We start from the raw sequence: 22,432 nt of genomic DNA, 5'->3' as shown, positions 1-22,432 counted from the left end.
TCAACCTTAAACAATGAATTTTATGTACTTATATAAAAGAATACTTAATCTTTTGTTGATGTTATTGGTGATAACATCAGCGCAATCTCAAATAAATCGAACTGTTGATACCAAGGTGGCCGACCTGCTGGTGCAGATGCCAGTCAATAATATGGCTTATCGCGATAAGCTAATGAAAGACATGTTGCAGTTGGGACCTGATGTTCGTGAGTTAATTTGTCTGCAAATAGTGGAACCGGGCACCGGTGATGATACCAAAGCCCGCTTTGCTGTTGAGAGTTACTCTAAGTATATCAGCCAATCATTGGAGAAGAACGCGTCCAAAGAATGGGAACATCAGTTATTGAAAATGATTGAACAGTCAACAACCAATGAGGTGAAAGCCTTTTTTATTCGTCAACTGGAATTTGTTGGTTCTTCGGAATGTGTACAAGCTTTAAGCAGCTATTTAAGTGATGATGTGCTGAGGGAGCCAGCCGTTAAAAGCATGCTATTATCAGATGCTTCTAAGTCGGCTCAGTACTTTTCTGAGGCTTTAAGAAATGCAGGAAGTTCCGCTCAACTTAGTTTGGTTAAAGCTCTGGGGCAATGTAATGATGTTAGCTATGCCAGTCAATTAGCTGGTTTATATCCGAATGGAACAACCGAGCTTAAAGCAGATGTTTTACGTGCTTTGGCAAGTATGCCGTGCGAAGCTTCAGAAGAATTGATAATGCAGGAAGCCAAAGTAGCAAGTTACAATCCTTCAGCTAACCAGGCTGTTTTTGCATTACTTGACTATGTTGAGCAAATAGCATCAACAGATCCTGTAAAAGCTATGCAGATAGCTACAACAATTAATAAAAAAACATCGACCGTGCAGGTTAAAACCGGTGCGTTGATACTGATGTGCGAGCTGAGCGATATGGCTCAAACGAATGCTCTCCTGTTAGGAGCATTAAAGAGTAAGGATAAGGTTTATAGAGGAGCAGCTATTGAAGAATCTATTCGACAGAAGACACCTTTGGAACCATGGGTTAAGCAAATGCAACGCAGAAAATCACCGGAAGTGCAAAAAGAAATTCTCTACCTGGTATCACAGACTGGAAAGGCAACTGATGCTACATCTGTTGAGGTGTTGGTAAATTCAAAGGATGGCGGTGTTCGTCAGGAGGCACTCATTTGTTATGCAATTCTCAACGGGGAAGAAGGTATTACTGTAATTCTTGATTTTCTGGCAAACCATACGGCTAAGGCGGATGTGGAGGCAGCCAGACAGGCGCTGTTATTAAGTGTTAGTAAAAACAATGTTGAGCAGACTTTAAACATTTTTAATCAGGTTCCGGTAGTGGGGCAAGCTGTGTTAATGGACATTTGGGGTGCCAAACAGTATAAAGGTGCATTTGATAAGATGATGGATATAGTCAAAGAGGGAGGTGAGCAAAGCAGTGTGGCATTGCAAAATTTGGCCTCAGTTTCGGGAGAAAAGGATCTGGAAGCTTTATTAGCATTATTTCAAGGCGTAAAAGCATCTGAGGATAGTGAGCTAATTGCTAAAGCCATTGTTGCTGCTTACGAGCAAACGGAAAAGAAAGAGGTAGCAAAGAATAAAATATTTGAGGCGGCTAAGTATGATGAGTTCAATAAGTTTATTCCGGTGTACAGCGCGATAGGTGGCAAGGAAGCTGTTCAATTGGTGTATAAGGCTTATCAAAATGAACACTCACCAGCAGCATTGGAGGCTTTGGTACAATGGAGCGGAACAGCTGCATTGCCTGCTTTGTACTCCATTGTCGAAGGGGCGTCATCTGACAAAACATACAAAAAGGCATTCAGTGGCTATGTTAGTAAAGTTGCATCATCGCAATTGCCCGATGATCAAAAACTGTTGTTAATGCGCAAGGTAATGCCTCTGGCAAAAGGAAATGCAGAGAAAAAAGAGGTGCTGAATGCCTTGTCATCAGTTAAGACCTATCTGACGTTCATCTACTTGTCAACTTATCTTGATGATAGTGCCTTGAAAAATGAAGCAGCCAATGCTTTGGTGAAAGTGGCTATGCATGATGCAGGGAAACGAAATGGCTTGGATGGTAACATCATCAGGGATGGTTTAATGAAAGCTCTTCCACTGATAACAGGTCCTGATAGCCAGTATTTAAAAATTGATATTGAGACTTATCTGGCTTCTATGACGACTGATAAAGGCTATGTGTCAATGTTTAATGGCACAGACCTGAGTGGCTGGCAAGGGTTTGTTGACAATCCGATTAAGCTTAAGAAGTTATCTCCTTATAAACTTAGTCAGTTACAAAAGGAAGCCGATAAGAAGATGGCTCAGAACTGGTCGGTGAAGAATGGGCATATCGTGTTTAATGGTAAAGGTCATAATTTGTGTTCGGTGAAAGAGTACAGTGACTTTGAAATGATAGTTGATTGGCGAATAACGAAGCATGGCGACAGTGGTATTTATCTGCGAGGAACGCCTCAGGTGCAGGTATGGGATACTTCACGGGTTGATGTTGGGGCACAGGTTGGCTCTGGTGGACTGTACAATAACCAGAAGCATGAAAGCAAGCCATTATTAGTGGCAGATAATCCAATTGGTGAATGGAATACCTTTAGGATTCGCATGGTTGGCGAACGCGTAACGGTATACCTGAATGGACAGCTGGTAGTTGATAATGTGGTGATGGAAAACTACTGGGATCGTTCACTACCTATTTTTGCCTCCGGTCCAATTGAGTTGCAGGCTCATGGTACCGACCTGGCCTTTCGGGATGTGTACATTAGGGAGCTGGATGTGGCCGGTTTTAACCTGACTGAAGAAGAAAAAGCTGATGGGTTTGTAGCCTTATTCAATGGGACCGACCTGAATGGCTGGGTTGGTAATAAAACGGATTACCTGGTTGAGAATAGCGAGATTGTAATAAAACCAAAGAATGGAGGCCATGGTAATTTATACACCGAAAAGGAATATGCTGATTTTATTTACCGCTTTGAATTTAAACTAACACCTGGGGCTAATAATGGATTGGGTATCAGGGCACCATTGGAAGGAGATGCAGCCTATGTGGGGATGGAGTTGCAGATTCTGGATAATACGGCTCCTGTCTATGCTAAGCTGCAGCCTTACCAGTATCATGGTTCGGTTTATGGTGTTATAGCTGCCAAAAGAGGTTACTTAAAGCCCGTTGGAGAATGGAATACTGAAGAAGTGATTGTAAAAGGTAACAAAGTAAAAGTAATATTGAACGGTGAAGTAATTGTGGATGGTGATATTGCTGAAGCATCATCCAATGGTACTTTGGATGGGAAAGATCATCCGGGACTTAAGCGTACAAAAGGGCATATTGGCTTTTTAGGCCATGGTTCTGAGGTCTTTTTTAGAAACATTAGAATTAAGGAGTTGTAGAATTAAAGAGAAATAAGAAAGCCTCGTAGATGATAGTTTCTGCGAGGCTTTTTTATACATTCTGTGTTAATGCAAGGCGAAGGACGCCACATTAGAGCGAACACCTATGGAAGGCAATAAATATACTTCACGCCAAAGGAAAACATTTACTCGTCAGCAGCGAACTGCTCTAAATGCGAGCGAACTGCTCCAAATGTGAGCGAAAATCACCAAACCGGAGCGAAACGCACCTTGACGCTGGTAAAGTATGTTTTCTCTTCCGTTGCATCTCTTTTCGTCGTGGTTTCAAGTGTTTATTTTAATCGGCATCTTAATATCTAAATCAAACTCAGGTTAAATGACTCTGTCACCATCCCACTTTTTGACTTTTTCTTCGCGGTAGGCTAAAGTGGCCATTTGTGCTGTAATGCCTTCTTCAAATGCGCGATCAATGTTGCAACTGGTGCTTGAACCCGTTCTGATGGCATGTAACCATTCAGCCAAATGCAGGTGGGTAGTATCCATCATTTTACCATTATGCGTTGTATATAATAATCCTCGTGAAGCAAAATATTTTTCAGTAGCCGAACTAATACCATCAAGTTTCAATGATTCAGCATTGTTTAAGCAGACAGCATTGTTTGGCTGTACCAGGTTATTTTTTAAATATTTTTGATAGAGTCTGGAGCCCGGATCGACGTTTAAATTAATTTTTCCGCCTATTTCAAGTGATGCATCGGTTCCCATAATCAGGCGTGGCCGGTTGGCGCTGTTGGCCTGAGATGCTGAGTACATCAGAGACATGTTCTTACTTGGATATTCCATCATGACCTGAAAAACGTCAGGTACTTCACGGTTGTCTTTCCAATGGTATATACCTCCCGAAGCGCTTACTTTTTCGGGTATACCCATTCCAAGGATTTGGTTAATACAGTCAAATTCGTGAGTTAATAAGTCGCCGGCAAGACCGGTGCTGTATTCCCAAAATAAACGCCATCTGAAAAAGTGTTCTTTATTGAAGTGTCTATTTCCATTGCGTAGAAATTGTTTCCAGTCCACATTTTGCTCGTTGGCTGATTCAGGTATATTGTAAAGCCACGCACCATTTTCTGAGTTACGGTTAGTTGATGTTTCAACCAGATTAACCTTTCCAAGCAGGCCGGCATCTACAATTTGTTTAGAACGGATATAATTTTCAGTTTGCCTGTTTTGATGTCCCAATTGAAAGGTAATTCTGTTGCTAAGCACCGCATCCCTTACCTTAAAAACATCTTCCAGATTATGCGTGAGGGCTTTTTCGCAATAAACATGTTTACCGGCTTTGGCAGCTTCAATTGTAATGGGGGCGTGCCATTGGTCACTTGTTGCAATCACAACGGCATCTACAGTATTGTCAGCAATTAATTGCATATATGATGCATAGATTCTAACAGCTGGCCTATTGAATTTTAGTGTGCCATGCCTGTCAATGTTTGCTGCTGCCAGTGCTGCTTTCTCGGCGCGAGGTTGATAAAGATCGCAAATGGCAACAATTTCAACATTAAGATCGGGCTGTTCACTAAAAAGCAGTTGCTGTTTTTCATTCATCTGATCAATGCTTTCAGGTGGCAAAAAGCCTAAAGCTTTCATTAAATAGCTGCCTCTGCTGCCTGTTCCAATAATTCCGATTCTTAATTTTTTACCATCGCTAGAATACGGTGTTTGTTCTGCCGGTAATGGTAGTTTCTTTTCTAAAAAATGAATAAATGGATTGTCATTTATATCTGGAGTATGTTTTATCTTATCTAAGAGCAGATAGCCATAAGCTCCTAAAAAAGGAACTCCTGCCAGCCCTTTAAGTAAATCTCGTCTCTTCATGATTTGAATTTTTTTTAAGTTCAAGCAGAACTCGTAAATCGATTTTTAACTGAGCAATTAGAATCCGATTTACAGGTTCGTTTCAGCTTGAACCGGATTAATTATTAGGTTTGAAACGGAATCGATCGAGACCAAATTCCTTAGCAATGTTAAAGTGAAATAGCGCCAGTAAAGCACAGGCGGTAATCATATTTTTATCTACCAGCAGGTAATTACCTTCAGTATGGTTATTGATTAATTCGCCCCAGGGTGGGTAAGCAAAGTAAAACAAAGCCAGAATAATGATGCCGGCGATTGTGAAAAATCGTTCATATAAACCAATTATCAGAGCCAGCCCGATTAGCGTTAGAGCAACGATTAAACTGTAATTGGTGAATTGCAGAATAGACTCGTTGGAGACTATCCAATGATAAAGGGATTGTAGCGGACCATTTGACTGCAAGAGGTACATTTTTGCTGTCCATCCCTCAGTGATAAGTTTGTTGATGCCCTCATGAAAAAATAACCAGCCAATAGCTATTCTTAATAAGGTTAAAGCAATTTTCTCTGATTTATTATTCCTCATCTTAATACTATTAAATATTGACTAAGATGAGGTTTGAAGGATAAAAGGAAGGAGTAATGAATAGGGTAATTCCTTAATTAAGTGAGCAGTTTATCCATTTTTCGATTAAAAACTTCACCATATAAAGCTTCATAATCGTTGCAGAATTTTTGGTAAGTTTCAAGTGCCCGCCCATGGTGCCCGATGTTAGATAGCCAATTAATTTCTAGTGATAAGGCTGTTTCACTTAAGGGATCGTACTTCCTGATCGCGGCAGTAATTATTGGAATAATTCGATTGGAGTTTTTAGCTATTTCAATAATATCAGGATCAGTTAAAAGTAAAATGATTTCATTTTCAATTTCACTTTTAAAGGTGTCGATTAACTCATTTCGGGTTTGCGATAGAAAATTACCATCAAGCAAAGTGTTAAGAAACATCTGAAGGTTGTCGATGTTACGTTCTTTGCTCAGTTGTTGTTTAACCTTTTCGTAGGTGACTAAATCGCATGTATAAGAAGGCGGTAGCTCTAAAATCCATTTTTTATTGGATGAGTAGGTGATTTGTATACCTGTTGAATCATTTAATAATTTCCTTAATCGTTGCATGTAGGTACTCCTGTTGTTCTTTGCCCTGTCTTTAGAAATACCGGGCCAGAGGTCTTCTGATAGCTGTCTGGATGAAACACCTTCTTTGTTGTTTCGATAGGTGTGCCACAGCAGATAAATCAGCAATTGTTTTTCCTTTGGCGATAATTCCGTAGCCAGGTTATGACCATCGCTGGTGATGATCCGAAATTCGCCGAATGTTGATATGCAAGAATTCACCTGGCGAGTCTGCTCTGTATTAATTGCCGGGGAGTTTGTCGTATTACTGACTTTATCAGGCTGATTTATTGATTTTGGCGATCGTTTTCTGAGCCACCAAATAGTAGATGTCAGAGCTGCTAAAGCAAGTGCAATTAAAACAATAATTAGATTATGGTTTTTATGACTGGTTTCAAGTTGGCTAAGCTGAATAATTTCGTTGTCAGAAAGTGCCCGGTTCCAGATAATTAAATCATCCATAAATCCCTGGTAGTATTCACCCCAGATGTTTGTGCCAATTAAAAGGGCATGGTCTGTATTTTCTATCTCACCTATTTTGGATATTCCAATCTTTTCACCGTTTTGAAAAAATGTGAGCTGATTATTTGGTTCGTTAACAATTGCCAGATGATGCCATTTGTTGGGTTCAATTGGGTAGTCTTTAAAGTTTATATCTAAAACATCCGTATGTGTAAAGGTTAATCGATTATTTCTAATCTTCATTGAAAAGATATTTGCCAAACCGACCAGACTATGGTCTTGATCCATCTTTTCTGGTTTCACCCAGATGCTTATGGTAATAGGTTTTTTAAAATCAATGTTTAAATGAGAACCACAATCAATATAATCTCCATGGCCATCAAAATAAAACACCTTGCCTCGCTCATCGTCTTTTTGCAACATAGCATTTGACGATGCATATACGTTATCGACATGATTAGCACCTGGCGCCTCAGAATTATCAAAGTTAAATAGTATTATTTGCTTGTGATTAAGTGGTAAAGGAATAGCAGTTATAGGTACTTCAATCATTTCATGTTCTGCCGTAAATCTGAAAATATCCGGAGAGAATCTGTAGCCTTTTGCTTTAGGTGTAATTTCGAATTTGTACTGTTGCTCTGGCGCAATGGGGAAGCTAACACGACCTCCGCTTAAGAAATCTGGTTTCTCACTGATTTTTACCGGCGCAAACACCTTGTTATCCATAGTGAATTTAACCGTTCTAAAGGCCGTTTGATTAATGATATTGGTGATGCTTATGCCTTGTTCCGCTTCATGACTTTTACAGACAATAAAATGCGGTCGTTTACCAGTGTTATCCCAAAGCTTTAACAGGTTAATAACTGGTTGGCTATAATCGGTATTTAAACTGTTAACCCAGGTGTTTAATGGTTCATTAATAATTGTGTCTGAAGAATCAAGGTTTAATTTTGTTAGTAGGAAGTCATTAGCTCTTTCATGGAATGAAATACGATCACCACTGTTAGTTATATAATCATTGAAATTAAAACTATAACGAGTTGTTTTATTTGAGAAAGAAATGAGAGTGCTTGAGTCTAATGTGCATGTGTATAGTTGTTTACTGAGTCTTTGTTTAGTTTCAATAAGTAATTTATCAAGAGCGCTTTTTTCAATGGCTTTATTCCATACATCATCACTATGATGCTGATTGATTATGATGAAATGCGAATTGGGGGCTTGTTCAAATTTTCTTGATAGTATTTTAAAAATTCTTTCTAAACAGTTATAATCAGTACATGTCGGAATAAAAGTATCAATACCTTTTTCAATACCTGATGTTGCTTCCAACGCCGATTCAACTTCTAGTACAACTCTACTATTACACCCCAGCATGTTTTTATCTAATGTAGATTGAGCATATAGACAGGTGGAAAAAAGAAGACTTAATACGAGCTGTAGATAGCGAATTTCTGGGTTCATAGATAATTAGTGTTGTAAGGCAAATATAAGTTTTTAAAGAGTAAATGAATTCTGCTTAGGTAATAATCGTGGATTAAAATAAATGTAAACAGACATATCTTTGTGTGCTTTTTGTATCTTTGCCTCTCCGAATTTTTCCAAGTTAGATATATGGCAGATAATAGATATTCAAATCGCAAGAAGCCTGTTGCGGGCTTAGAAATGGGTAAACTACCACCACAGGTAACTGACCTGGAGGAAGCGGTTTTGGGTGCTTTATTGCTGGAAAAAGAGGCTTTCCTAAATGTGTCGGAACTACTGAAACCAGAGCATTTTTATAAGGAAGCCCATCAGCATATCTATAAAGCCATTATGGATTTGGAGGCGCATGAACAGCCGGTAGATATGTTGACGGTGACACAACAGCTTAAGAAAATGGGTAAGCTGGAGGAGTGCGGAGGTGCTTTCTACATCACGCAATTGACCAGTAAAGTGGCGTCGGCTGCCCACATCGAATACCATGCGCGTATCATCTGGCAGAAATACTTGCAGCGTCAGATGATTCACATCTCAAGCGATCTGCAGAGTAAAGCTTACGACGATGGTATTGATGTAAATGACCTGCTGGAAGAGGCAGAAAGCACATTCTTTATGCTTTCTCAGGGAAGCATGAAGCGCGATGCTACGCAGATTAACCCGGTTATTCAGGATGCAATTGATCGTATTAAGGCCGCATCTGAGCGTTCGGATGGTTTAAGTGGTGTGGCATCAGGATTTACAGCTTTGGACCGTATAACATCCGGATGGCAGGGCTCGGCTTTGATTATTATTGCGGCACGTCCGGCGATGGGTAAAACAGCTTTTGTGTTATCCATGACCCGTCAGATGTCGCTGAATCATAAGATTCCGGTGGCCATCTTCTCGCTGGAGATGTCTAATGTCGAATTGGTGAACCGATTGATTGTATCGGAAACAGAGCTCTCGGCAGATAAAATCAAGAAAGGTAATCTGGCTCCATATGAATGGGAACAGCTTGACCATAAAATACAGAACCTGATTGATGCTCCTATTTTTGTGGATGACACAGCCGGCTTATCGGTGTTTGAGTTACGTGCCAAATGTCGTCGACTAAAAAAGCAGCACGATATACAATGTGTGATTATTGACTACCTGCAGCTGATGAATGCCAGTGGTATGAATCCTGGCTCTCGTCAGGAAGAGGTGAGTTTGATATCACGTAACCTAAAAGGTTTGGCTAAAGAACTGGATGTGCCAATTATTGCCCTGTCACAGCTTAACCGTGGTGTGGAAGGCCGTGCCGGAGCCGAAGGAAAGCGTCCGCAGCTGTCCGACCTTCGTGAATCGGGTGCGATTGAGCAGGATGCCGATATGGTGTGTTTCATTCACCGTCCTGAATATTATCGTATTACTGAGGATGAGCAGGGTAACTCATTAATTGGTATGGCTGAGATAATTATAGCCAAGCACCGTGCTGGACCAACAGCTGATGTGCGCTTACGATTCCGCGCCGAACTGGCACGCTTCCAGGATGTGGAAGATGCTGAATTTGATGATGGCGGTTTTGGGCAGAGTGCGCCCTCTCAGACATTTGGTTCTAAAATGAATCAAAATGCCGAGTCAGATGCTGTATCGCAACCGGGTGGGCAACAATTACCCGAGTTTCCTGATGGCCCGGGCTTTAATAGTGATGTGCCTTTTTAAGCTGTAGTTGATTTATTGCTTCAGATATAGATTAATATAAATCTTCGCGGATTATATTATTATTGCGTTGCTCACGCAGATAGGCTCTGGCCTCCTGTTCACTCATGCCTTTAGCATTCATGTATATGTGTACCAATGTTTGCTTCACCTGGTCACCCATCTTATTGTGCCCGCAAAGATAAATCATAGCGCCATCATCCAGCCATTCTAGTAGGCGATCCTGATAATCGATTAGGCGTTGTTGTACATACTCTTTCTGCTCCTGATCACGTGAGAATGCCGTATTGATAAAGGCCAGGGTATTATTCTTGTAGTAATCAATCAGCTCATCTTCGTATAAAAAGTCGGAGGTTTGGTGTTTATCGCCCCAAATGAGCCAGGCTTTATTTTTGATGCCTTGAGCCTCTAAATCCTGCAGGAATGCTCTGTAGGGAGCAATGCCGGTTCCAACACCAATCATAATAACCGGTGTTGCCGCATCGTCAGGTAAGTGAAAGGAGGGATTGGCAACCAGCCTGAAATGAATTTCGGCTCCTTCCTCCAGACTTTCATTAACATAGGTTGAGCCAGCGCCTTCATATTCCCGTTCTTTCTGTTGAAAGCGAATGGTTTTAACTGTCAGATCAATTTGATTGGCTTTAGCTTTAGCACCTGATGCAATTGAATAGTAGCGCGAGTGCAGTGGTTGCAAAATACTAATAAACTCATCTGCATCCATTTGGCACGGATAGTCTTTAATTAAGTCCAGCACATCAGATGATACCAGGTAATCTCGTAGTGCTTCTTTATCATTGTAAAGTCTTTTCAGCCTTTCATTGGTATTAATTTTCATGTATCGCCTGATGACAGGACGTGTTAACTTAGTAATCTCAAACTGGTGCAGTAATGCGTATTCAAGTGTATGGCTATTGGAAATCAACTGCTGCGACTGATCCAGGTTAAGTGTATCAATAATCTGATCAACCAGTTTTATCGGGTTACTTGGGATGATTTCTATGCAATCACCCGCTGCATAATCTACCTTATTTGTGGTGTTATCCAGTTCGATATGATATACAGCTTGTGGGGTTTCTCCTTTTGTGAGCTGTTGTCGTTTGGTTAATGTTGTTGAAATAAAGTCTGGCTCAGTAATCTCAGGTTCAGCTATGGGTGCCTCCTTCTTAATACCGGTAATGGTATCGTAACTGTTCTGAATCCATTGAAGTGCTGGTTTTTTAAAGTCTAAATCACAATCGACGCGACTCATGATGGCTTGTGCTCCTAGTTTTTGAAGTTGTTTTTCAATGGTTTTGCCAGCGCCACAAAAATTGTCGTAGCTTGAATCGCCCAAGGCACAAACCGCGTATTGCAGATTGGGCAGCATGGGCATTTCTTCATGTTGCAAAAGGGTAAAAAACTTACGTGCATTCGGTGGTAATTCGCCTTCACCATCTGTACTGACAACCACTAATAGTTTATGCTCTGCGGGTAAGCGCCCCACATCATATTTCTCCATGTTGTAGCATTCGCTTTCAATGCCGCACTGATGATAATATTTGTGGGCTTGTTGGGCCACCAGCTGTGCATTACCTGTTTTAGTGCCATATAAAATAGTGATTGGCGGACATTTAATGTCAGCCTTAATGTTGAGGTTAAGTGGTTTATCTTTCTTTTTAAGCAGAGCGCTGAAAAATCCCATATATGATGCGTGTTTTATTATTAAAAAAAAGAAGGCTTCGGTAAGGTGAGCCTTCTTAATATTAACAAATATTGGGATGAAAATGTTTGCCTATCGGGCCAGCCACTGCTTGAATTTACTGGCTTTATCACTTGAGATGATAACCTCAGTATTGGCAGCTGGCTTAAGCTCCAGTTTCAGCTTGCTTTTTGAGTAAAGGTGTGCCTCCACAATGGCTAATACACTGACGATGAATTTACGATTGGCCCGAAAGAACTGTCGGGGATTTAACTCCTCAGTCAGCTGCTCAAGTGTTTGGTTAATATCATAGATGCGGCCTTCGTGCGTGCATATAAAAACCCCGCGGTTTTCAGCATAGATGTAGGCCACGTCGTTAACCGGAACAGGTTTTAATTTACCTCTGTAATGCACCAGAAAGCGTTCGCGGTATTCGGGCTGTACCTGTTGTTGAGCAATCATCTTGCCCAATAGCTGATAATCAATGGAATGTTCTATGGGTGATTTTGTATTGAGACGGTATTTATCAACAACGGCTTTTAATTTATCGCTGCCAAAAGGTTTCAGCAGGTAGCCAATGCTGTTGTGGTTAAATGCCTGGATGGCATATTGATCGTAAGCAGTGGTGAAAATAACCGGTGTCTCAATGTTTAATTGCTCAAAAAGCTGGAAGCTGTTGCCGTCAGCCAGATGGATGTCCAAAAAAATGAGGTCGACCGTATTATTGCTTAAAAACGCAATGGTAGATTGCACCGAATCAGTTATCTCACGCACCTTTAAATCAGGTGCAACCAATTCAAGCATACTTTTGAGTTTGCGTGCTGAGGGCATCTCGTCTTCTACAATCAATACATTAGTCATGGCTCGGGGGAATAAGTGGGATTAATGAGATGTAATGATTATCCTGACTGTAAAACAGCGGTTCTTCGCAATTTAGTAATTTAAACTTTTCAATGAGGTTGGCCTGGCCTGTTTGTGTTGATACAAACTTATCCGTTTTAAGCTGCAGGTTGTTCTTGATGATAAGTTTGCCATCTGTTGTTTCAATAGTGATGGTTAAAGGATGTTGCTGTGAAACCACATTGTGCTTTAAAACGTTTTCAATCACAACCTGCAATGAGAGGGGCGGGATGAGGTAGTCGGCAAGTTCTCGTTCGATGTTGCATTGGTAATCGAAGCGATCCTCATATCGATACTTATACAGGTTGAGGTAGGTTTTAATAAATTCCATTTCCTCTTCTACTGTCACCAGGTCTTGCTTGTTAATAGAAAGCACATAACGATAGATGGCCGCAAAGTCCTGAATAAACTTATCGGCTTTCTCTGTACTCTCGTATATCAGTGACGATAGAACGCTAAGGTTGTTAAATAAGAAGTGATGATCCAATTGCTCCTTCAGGGCAGTGTATTTGGTATTAATTTGCTCTTTTTCGAGTTGCGTTATTTTCAGTTCCAGTTGGTTGCGTTCCTCAGTGGCCACTATCATTTCAACCACAACCATTAACAGGGCACTAACCATTAGTGGCATAATGAAAACAATAATTCGGAATTGTTCTTCATTCTGGTGTTCGGGCATCCAGCCGGCATTAATGGCAAAATTAATCGTCCCAATTAAAATGGTTGGGATAATAATGGTTATGCCAAAGTCGATAATGGAGCGAATAAGCCAGTTGCGCTTCCATGGATAGCTGACATTTAGCTTGCGAACCAGGTAATTGTATAAAAATACAAGGCCCAAGGCTTCGAGGAAGCCAATAGCCATTCTTTCGAGTGGCATATGGCTTATTTCCTCAATGGTTCGGTACTGAAATACAACAGTAAGTGCCATTGCTATCAGTATGATGCCAAATAATATAAATGGCGTCAGCAATAGCTTTAGTCGCTTGTTTCTGAAAATAATATTGTTAGTCATTACTTATTGTACTAATTGACCGGTTAACTGTAACAAGTAGAATTCAGCTGTTTTGGCCTGAAATTGCGCATCGTTATAGTTAGCGGCTACTTTTAGCAGGTTTTGCTGTGCCGTTCTGAACTCTATAGATGTCACACGTCCAAGTTGAAACAACTCTTGCGTTTGTTCAAAGTTAAGCCGGGCCTGCTCCAGGCTGCTCTTTTGCAATTCTACAATTCGCCGTTTGTAAATATAGTCAGTATAAGCATTAGAAGCATCACGTTCAATTTCTGATTTAACCTGATAGGTGCGTTCCTGTTGATTGATGAAATCTAGTTTGGCATTTTTTTCACGAGTTCGCTGCTGGCTGCCATTGAACACATTAAACTTCAGCGAAACACCCGCTGTTGTGCCAAGGTTTTGGTTATACAGCAACTGACCGGCATCATTATCCTGCCTGTAATAGCCATATTGTCCATAGGCCGAAAGAGTTGGGTATTTGCCGGCATTGGCAATTTTAACATCAAACTCACTTATTTGTTCCTGCTGTTGTTGTGCTACCAGTCTGGCGTTGTTCATCAGGGCACCTGCAATTACATTATCGGCCGTTAAATCATCGCGATAGCTGATGGAATTATCAACTTCATAGGAGCTTTGTATGGGAATACCCAGAACCAGATTGAGGTTTTTGAGACTCTGAATAAAGGCCTGCTCGGTTTGTAGCACAGTTGTACTGTCATTATTCATGTCCACCTCGGCATTGAGCACGTCGAGTTGAGTGGCCTGGCCATATGCCTTTTGGTCAATGGCTTTTTGCCAGCGCTCCCGTGAGATGCGCATCGATTCTTTGGCCAGATGCAGGTTCTGTTGCGAGCGACATACCTGGTAGTATTCCTGGGCTACCTGCACAATTGTGGCTTCGGTCTGCTGCCTGAAGATAGTTTCCTGCAAAGCATCGGCACTCTGTAATTTTTTATAGGTGTAAATATTGCCAAATCCATCAAACAGGGTGTAATCAATGCGAGCATTAGCATTGTAAGTGGTTGATGCGGCATTGTCCTGCTCAATAATTACACTCGATGCAGAGCCGTCGCTTCCCTGGCTAAGCAGTTCCATCTCGGTGTCTTTGTTGGAGTAGTCGGCTCCACCACTAAGACTCACTGAAGGCAGAAGCCCGGCATTACCGGCTGAGTTCAGGTTTTGAGCCTTTTGCAACTCACCACTGGCTATTTTTATGTCATAGTTATTAACCATGGCAATTTCCACTGCTTTTTGCAGTGTCAGTTGCTCGCTGGAATCAGGTAATGCCTCCTGCGAATTAGCGGACAGGCATATCCATGCTAGCAGAAGTGTTGAGATATATTTAGTTTTCATATTCTTCGATGTATTTCATTTCTTTAATTGCGGGTTCTAATTCTTCACGAGTGACTTCTCTACTGCGTAATTGTTGCCATTTAAGTTTAGTGCCATTGGCAATGAGTAGCATTACTGGTAACAGCACCAGAGTTGTAGTGGTGGCCATGGCCATGCCGTAACTCACCGAAATAGCCATAGGTATAAGGAAACGGGCCTGCATGCTCGTCTCCAGCAGCATAGGTGCCATACCCGCAATAGTAGTCAAGGTGGTTAATAGAATTGGGCGGAAGCGGGAAATGGCTGCATCCAATAACGCTTTTTCGTATTTCATACCTTCCTTGAGGTTAATGTTCAAGGCGTTGATTAGCACCAGCGAATCGTTGATCATTACCCCAATCAAGGCTATAACGCCCATACCCGACATCAAACTTAGTGACATGCCGTGTATCCAGTGTCCAATGATGACACCGACCAAACTTAAAGGAATCATCATATAAACCAGTATGGATTGCGTAACAGAGCGAAGGGTCAGTATCACCACGCAGAACATCAGTAACAGAATAATTGGCATCACTTGTTGCATTGAGTTGGCTACTTTTCCACTTTCACGTTTCTGACCTTCGTAATCGGCTTTTACACCCGGGTATTTCGCGTAAATAGGTTGTAGAATTTCCTTCTCAATTTTTTTGATAACATCAGGTAAGGAAGCGTTGGGATCCGACTGGTTGGCTTCAATCTGCACTTCGCGCTCAAAATCGAGGTGCTGAATATTTGAGAAGCCATTAACTGTTTTCAGAGTGACCAGTTCAGATAAAGGATAGGCAGTGCCATTGCTCAGCCTGATCTTCATATCCTCCAGTTGCCCAATTGAGCGGCGGTTATCTTCCGAATATTTCACCCACACTTTCACTTCGTCCTTTCCGCGCTGCAGGCGCTGTGCCTCATTGCCCCAGAAGGCTTCGCGCACTTGCCCGATAACGTCCTGCAGGCTGATGCCCAGATGGTGTGCTTTCTCTTTCAGTTGCAACTCTACTTCACGGTAACCAATGGGTGTGTTGTCCGAAACATCGGTGACCTCAGGCATTTCATTCAATCCACGCTTCAATTCTTCTTTGGCAGCGCGTAAAACGTCGTTGTCATCTCCCAATAATGAGATAACCAATGCTTTGCCAAAGGGGTTAAAGCCTTCGTAGAGTAAGGCTTCGGCACCAGGCACATCGCCCACCTTTTCGCGCAGACGCAGCACCACATCGTCGGTAGTAGAGTTGCGCGATTCGCCATCCAGCAGGGTTATCTGAACAGTGGCTTTGCTACCCATGCCCTGAAACTGCTGAAAGGTTTGTTTGATGATGCTCTGGTTGTCGGGTTGCAGCACGCGCATATCCTCGTTAACCTCCCATATGGCCTTGGTGATTTTATCAACCTGCTTTTGCGTAACCGTTTCATCAGTACCCGATGGCATAGTTAAGCTCACGGTGATGTTATCGCCATCCACCTGAGGAAAGAATGTGACGTTGACCCAGCGGGCAGATACCATACCGATTGAAATAATAAACAGGGCCGTAAACACCGCAAAGGTGATGGTTTTGTATTGAATGGCTTTTTCTACCAATGGTTTATAGGTAATGTCGCGCAATTTGAGCAGACCTGTCTCGGCCCAGCCCATGTACTTAACCCATTGGCTCTTATAGCCTTTTTTAAGAGCTTTGGAGTGTGCCACGTGAGCCGGCAGAATAATCAATCCTTCAATAAGCGATACAAACAGGATGGCAATCACAACAATGGAGATTTCTTTAAACATATCGCCCATGCGCCCGTCCAGGAAGATGAAGGCAGAAAAGGCCATCATGGTAGTTAGAATACCTGAAACAACAGCAGGCGTTACCTCCAGTGTGCCGTCCACGGCTGCCCGTATAGGAGTTTTCCCCATCTGCCAGTGGCGGTAGATGTTTTCGGCGACTACAATGGCATCATCTACTAATATACCGAGTACCAGTATTAGCCCGAAAAGGGACAGCATATTAATGGTAACAGGCGTGCCCGGTATGATAATAAACATACCCAGCATGGAAAAGGGGATACCTATTGCTACCCAAAAAGCTATTCGTGGATTTAAGAATAAGGATAGGAATAGTAATACCAGAACAATACCGATGATGCCATTTTTAACCAGCAGATTGATGCGTTGGTTCAGGAGATCGCTGGAATCGCGTATGACGGTGGCGGTATATAAATCCTGGCTGTTGTTGAATTCTTCAATGTATTCTTTAACAGCATCGGTAGCGGTAATCACATCTTCGCTGAAGGTGCTTTGTATGGTGATGACCACACTTTGCCTGGCATTGAAATACACTTCTGAAGGTGAATCGGCCCACTGGTCTTTTATGGTAGCTACATCCTTAAGACGGATAATACCGCCTCCAGGTGTGTTTCGAATAACAATATCTTCCAGTCCTTCTCCTTCATACTCACGATTGCGAACACGAATAAACAGCTCTTCCTGGCCATCCTTAATACTACCGCCAGTCATCAGCAGGTTGGTTTTGGCTATAGCACGCGCAATCTCAGTAAACGTAATGTTGTAGGCTTCAAGCGCATCTTCTTTTAAGAGGATGGCAATTTCTTCGTCGGGATAGCCCCCAATGGAGATCTTTGAGATACCCTCTTTACGCAGGAGATCGTGTTCCATCTGCCGGGCTGTGGATTTGAGCTGTTTCAGGCTGGCATGCTTGCCTTCATTGGGTGTTATCACAAAGTTGATGGAGAAATTTACATCATCATGTTTGTAAGTCACCACCGACTCGATACCTACCGGAAAGGAAGCAATACGTTCGACCTCATTCTTTACTTTAATCAGTGCTTCGTCCATGTCGGTGCCTTTCAGCATCTCAATGGTTACGGTACCACTGTTTTCGCGCGATACGGAGGTGATGCGTTCCATCCCTTCAAGGCCTTTAACATTTTCTTCTATTTTCAGAATGGCGCCTTCTTCCACCTCTTCGGGAGAAGCACCCGGATAAACAATATCCACATAGATGTACCGCTGTGCGATATTGGGGAAAAAATTCTTTTGGATGCCAATTAATGAGAATGTACCAAATAGCAGTACCATCACCATAATGAGGTTGACTGCCACCGGAAATTTCATAAAGTAGGCTATAAGGTTTTTCATGTGTATTATTTATTGGTCAGTAGTCAGTAGATATTCATTTGATGTGCCTGTAAAATATCTATCAAGCTACTGGATGATTGTTGTAAAAATTAAGCGTATAAAGGGCGGTAGCAATGATTGATTACCGTTAAAGCTTACTGTATATGTCTTGCTTATTCATTCACACGTACCGGCATGCCATCATAGGCACTTTTTACTACCGTGGTCAGAACAGGGGTGCCAGCAGGTAGTCCTTTAACAATGGCATAATCACTCTGACGGCTGATAACCTCTACTTCAATACTCTTCAGAGCATTATTTTCAACTATGAAGAGGCGGTTGTTATCGTCTACCATTTTACGTGGAATCTTAATGGCTTTTTCCAACGGTTTCTGCGCTATCTCAGCATTCAGGTACATACCTTCTTTTAGCTCTGCGCCCCGGGTGCGTATAAATACTTTCACGCTTTGCGACTGCTCATCAATATCACCGCTGATGCGCACCACTTTGCCAAGCCAGTTGCCTGCTATATCCGATGAGCTAAGTTGAGCTTCAGTCCCTACTTTTATCTGCTGCATACTGCCAAGCGGTATGGTTATTTCCAGGTCGTAATGGGCGGTGCTAATCATGGTACCCATTTCAGATCCTGGGCGAACAGCCTTACCGGCTTCTGCATTCACAGCCGTTACAACGCCTGTAAACGGCGCGCGTATAATGTATTTAGACAGTTTTTCTTCGGCCGATTTTACCGAGTAATATTTGCTTAGGATGCCTTTGCCCGAGAGGTAAAAATGTTCCTGTTCGCTTTGTGCTTTGGGCATTTCAGCCAAAGGGGTATTTACATCAATGGAAGAAACATACTTTCTCCAGAGAGGGTATGCATCCGGATAGTCTGATTTAAGGTCGGGCAGAATGGACGTGGCCTGGGTGATAAACTCACTTTTCTGTGCCAGCAGGTTCATGTAAAACTCCTGGTGATCGATTTCCAGCATCAGCTCGCCCTTTTGGTAGCTGTTACCTTCTTTAAAGGTACGTGCCGAAGCCAGCAGCTGTCCCTCTACCTGGGCAACAATTTCAAAGCGGTCAACAGCCCGTAGCTTGCCTGTGCCTTTGTAGTATTGTTCAATGGTTTCAGGCTGTGGGTACATCACATTAACCAGCATACCCGCATTTTCACTGATGGCTTTCGTTTTACTGTCTTTGGATGATGTAATGGCCTTTACAAATACAATTGCTACTATAATAATTACGATAGCAATAACCAGAGACACTCCTTTTTTCTTCATAACTGTGATTGTATTTTAAGTTGGTTTTTTACGTTTCAACCATGCAAAGATGAGGTATCTTTATAATACTGTTTATCATTGTAACAATGAAGGAAGAAAAATGATGAATGAAACCGGAATATGGGGTATGATATAAAATTAGTTCTTGGAACAGTTTTTGAATAACGTAACTTTGTGTGACCCGGCGAAGGGTCATTGCTAACCATCAAAAGCAAAGCTATGAAACGATTATTAGTGTTATTGTGTGTACTCACAGGTCTGCTGTTTGTGGCAGAGGGGCAAATTGATAAGGATGATCCGTTTAAGAAAATGGATGATAAATACAATGCCCGCCTCAATCAAATGAATCAGGATTATGAAGCTACGCTCAAGCGCATGCAGGAGGAGTATGATGCCCACCTGAAGCAGATGAATGTGGCCTTTAAGCGTTACCTGCGAAAAGGTTTTGAGGAGGTAGTGCAAACTCCACCCGAGGTAAAACCTGTGGAGGTGCCCAAGCCCATAGAACAACCCAAATATGAACCCGATGTGGCGGAAGTAAAGCCGGCTGATAAGCTGGAGCCGGTAGTTGCCCCACCGCCCGTGAAACCGGAAGTGGTGATTGCCGAAGCAGCCGCCTATTCCATCAGTCCCATTTATCGCATACCCGAAGGTACGGAGACTTATGCAAGTACTATTAGCGTTGACTTTTTTGGTAGTGCGGCGCCCCTGGTCATTGATAAGCGCATGCACAACTTATCTCTTTCGTCGGTGAAACCAAATGCTTTTGCTGCATACTGGGATGATTTTACAGCGACCTACTACCAGGTGTACATCGAATCATTGGTGAACTACGCCGAAGAGAAAAACCTGAATGATTGGGGGATCTATCAGCTGGTTGATAAGACTGCAGCTCAAATTTATTCATCGGCCAATAGCCGGGTGATGTGGAGCTGGGCCATACTTAATCAGGCCGGTTATCAGGCTAAAATTGGCTATTCAGGTTCCTCAGTGTACCTGTTATTGCCGTTTATGCAGGAAGTGTATGAAAAACCCTATTATAGCATTGATGGCAGCAACTTTTACCTGATGAGTAACAAGAAGGGTATTAGTAATATGATGACCTACACTGAAGACTTTGGTGGTGCTACCAAAAAGATTGATCTGCACTTGCCTTTTGCCCTCAACTACACCGATGAATCGAATACAGTGGTGCGAAAGACTACTTTGCCCAATGAGACTGAGCCTCTGCAACTGAAGATGGATAAAACCGTAATGGCTTTTCTGAACAGCTACCCTCAAACGGTGAATACCGTCTATTTGAATGCAGCCATGTCGGTATCAGTTAAGGAGACGCTGTATGATTATATGGCGCCACGCCTGCAGGGCAAGAGCAAAATACAGGCTGTTACCTACCTGCTCAACTACCTGCATGCGTTCGAATATAAAACCGACCGGGATCAGTTTAACCGGGAGAAAATGTTTTTCCCCGATGAGCTGTTTTATTACCCATACTCCGACTGTGAAGATCGCACTGTGCTGTTTACCCGTTTGGTGAATGAGCTCTTAGGACTCGATGCGGTTGCATTAACCTATTTCAGCCATATGGCAGCAGCTGTTGCTTTTAGCGAGCCGGTTGAAGGCTATTCCATATTAGTGGATGGCCGCCGTTATACCATTGCTGATCCAACCTATATTAATGCGCCTATTGGCTCGGTAATGCCTGAGTATGAAAAGTACACGCCGCTGGCCATTAAAATAAATAATGATAGCCGACTGAATAATATCTGGCAGATGATTGCCCGTTCGGTGGAGCAGGGCAATGAAGGCAATATTTTCATAGCGGATCGTACAGTGGCTGAGAATGGCAAGTTCATGGTGTCGGGATGGTTCAGTAATACGGTAACCGTTGGTAATCGTGATTATGCGGCCTATGGTGGTACCCGCGACCTGTGGTTTGCCACCTTCGATCAGGGTGGATCACTCGAATGGTTTCAGCCGGTGAGCTGTACGGATAACCTGTTTACCCAGGCTTTTAACGTAGGCAAGGAGGGCAATGTATATGCCTTGATTAACTACACTGGTTCGGTTAATATCAACCGGCGTGAGGTAGCTCGCAGTGACAAAGCAGCTCACCTGATACTGGGCTTGTCCAATCGGGCGCAACCCATCCTGAGCGAAAATCTCACCTTTGAAGCGCCTGAGGGTAAGAAGCTGGCCTTCTATGGTAAGTACAAAGCCGATGGTACTAAGATAGATCTGTTGTCGTTCCCGACTGATAAAGTGAATTTTGAACCTAAAATTACGGTTGACTCGCGTAATGAAGTGGTCGTGCGTGGTGTGGTTGGCGAGATTGAAGGCCTCACCAAAGATGTGCCTATCATGTTGTCGAGTGCCACTTTTAGTGCCGAAGACCAGATAGAAAGCTACATGAATAACTACCGCCAGCAGGATGTCAACCGGCACATGGTGGCATTGTTCTCCACCTTGCAATTATTATCGCAAAACGGCGGACGCATATCGGGCATCACCGTGCGCAACTTGATGAATAAGCACAATCCCGAGTTTTATAAGAATAACCCGGATGTGTATAAAAGTCTCCTGAGTATGCAGTTTGTGATTAATGATGGAGGTGTTGTGAAGGTAGAAACCTACAAAGGACGTAATGTGTCGCTGTTTTCTATGAAGATTAAAAACAATAGTAACCTGCAAATTACCAGGCCGGAAGAAAACGCTTATTTGGTGAAATGCCTGAATGGTGTACAGGTGGGTAAAGCTATTGTGTGGTACGATTTAAACTCTATTGCATTAGCACCTAACGGTGAAATGGTGTTCGACTACGATACCGACCATACCAAACGTACGGTGAGCATCGATGAGGTGATTAATTAAGAACTTGTTGTTGCATTATAACAACCTGATTTCAAGATTTTACCTTGAACTTATTACCCCAGGCGGCATCGTGCAATATTAAATGCCTAATGGATTTCCCCCTTGGTGAACTACCCTTTATACGCTTTATTGTTAAGCGGAATGATTTTATATAAAGGATTGATAATGAACGAATAAAGTGCTCATATTATTTCATAAGCAA

At 42.4% G+C, this 22,432-nt stretch carries 12 protein-coding genes; 3 read left to right on the top strand and 9 right to left on the bottom strand.

Annotated elements, in window-relative coordinates; all coding sequences use genetic code 11:
• The first annotated feature begins 58 nt into the window (after positions 1-58).
• Positions 59-3,391: a 3-keto-disaccharide hydrolase gene (locus KEM09_RS21960; protein WP_244825049.1), complete on the top strand. Its 3,333-nt coding sequence runs from the start codon at positions 59-61 to the stop codon at positions 3,389-3,391.
• A gap of 333 nt (positions 3,392-3,724) precedes the next feature.
• On the opposite strand, the gene KEM09_RS15545 is transcribed toward KEM09_RS21960, so the two are convergent.
• The 3 genes from KEM09_RS15545 to KEM09_RS15535 form a co-directional block, all read right to left on the bottom strand.
• A complete protein-coding gene (locus KEM09_RS15545; RefSeq protein ID WP_212229679.1) occupies positions 3,725-5,227 on the bottom strand; it encodes a Gfo/Idh/MocA family protein in 1,503 nt (500 codons plus the stop codon).
• A gap of 97 nt (positions 5,228-5,324) precedes the next feature.
• Positions 5,325-5,792, bottom strand: coding sequence for a DoxX family protein (locus KEM09_RS15540; RefSeq protein WP_212229677.1), 468 nt, complete (start codon positions 5,790-5,792; stop codon positions 5,325-5,327).
• Positions 5,793-5,869: 77 nt separating this feature from the next.
• Entirely contained in the window at positions 5,870-8,299 is a 2,430-nt protein-coding gene (locus KEM09_RS15535; RefSeq protein WP_212229675.1) for a LamG-like jellyroll fold domain-containing protein, read from the bottom strand.
• 150 nt (positions 8,300-8,449) lie between these two features.
• On the opposite strand from KEM09_RS15535, the gene dnaB reads away from it, so the two are divergent.
• Positions 8,450-10,000, top strand: a complete 1,551-nt coding sequence (gene dnaB, locus KEM09_RS15530) for a replicative DNA helicase (RefSeq protein ID WP_212229673.1) — start codon at positions 8,450-8,452, stop codon at positions 9,998-10,000.
• Between the two features lie 31 nt (positions 10,001-10,031).
• Here dnaB and KEM09_RS15525 read toward each other — a convergent pair whose 3' ends face one another.
• The 6 genes from KEM09_RS15525 to KEM09_RS15500 all read right to left on the bottom strand — a co-directional run bounded on the left by KEM09_RS15525 (position 10,032) and on the right by KEM09_RS15500 (position 19,359).
• Complete coding sequence (locus KEM09_RS15525; RefSeq protein ID WP_212229671.1) at positions 10,032-11,678, bottom strand: diflavin oxidoreductase; 1,647 nt, start codon at positions 11,676-11,678, stop codon at positions 10,032-10,034.
• 90 nt (positions 11,679-11,768) lie between these two features.
• Positions 11,769-12,536 (bottom strand): LytR/AlgR family response regulator transcription factor, encoded by a 768-nt coding sequence (locus tag KEM09_RS15520; protein ID WP_212229669.1) that lies wholly within the window; start codon positions 12,534-12,536, stop codon positions 11,769-11,771.
• Complete coding sequence (locus KEM09_RS15515) at positions 12,529-13,587, bottom strand: sensor histidine kinase (RefSeq protein ID WP_212229666.1); 1,059 nt, start codon at positions 13,585-13,587, stop codon at positions 12,529-12,531. Before KEM09_RS15515 ends, KEM09_RS15520 begins: the two co-directional genes overlap by 8 nt.
• A 3-nt stretch (positions 13,588-13,590) precedes the next feature.
• Positions 13,591-14,940, bottom strand: coding sequence for a TolC family protein (locus tag KEM09_RS15510; protein WP_212229664.1), 1,350 nt, complete (start codon positions 14,938-14,940; stop codon positions 13,591-13,593).
• The gene (locus tag KEM09_RS15505) at positions 14,930-18,094 is read right to left on the bottom strand and encodes an efflux RND transporter permease subunit (RefSeq protein WP_212229662.1); all 3,165 of its coding nucleotides are present in this window, start codon (positions 18,092-18,094) and stop codon (positions 14,930-14,932) included. Before KEM09_RS15505 ends, KEM09_RS15510 begins: the two co-directional genes overlap by 11 nt.
• A 152-nt stretch (positions 18,095-18,246) precedes the next feature.
• Complete coding sequence (locus KEM09_RS15500; RefSeq protein ID WP_212229660.1) at positions 18,247-19,359, bottom strand: efflux RND transporter periplasmic adaptor subunit; 1,113 nt, start codon at positions 19,357-19,359, stop codon at positions 18,247-18,249.
• A 219-nt stretch (positions 19,360-19,578) separates the two neighbouring features.
• On the opposite strand from KEM09_RS15500, the gene KEM09_RS15495 reads away from it, so the two are divergent.
• Positions 19,579-22,230 carry a hypothetical protein gene (locus tag KEM09_RS15495; RefSeq protein ID WP_212229658.1) on the top strand — a complete coding sequence of 884 codons (2,652 nt, stop codon included), beginning with the start codon at positions 19,579-19,581 and terminating at the stop codon, positions 22,228-22,230.
• Positions 22,231-22,432: the final 202 nt, after the last annotated feature.

The organism is Carboxylicivirga mesophila (assembly GCF_018271975.1).
Taxonomy (GTDB): Bacteria; Bacteroidota; Bacteroidia; order Bacteroidales; family Marinilabiliaceae; genus Carboxylicivirga; species Carboxylicivirga mesophila.
The sequence above is the reverse complement of the archived record's forward strand: the minus strand, read 5'-3'. Positions and strand labels throughout refer to the sequence as shown.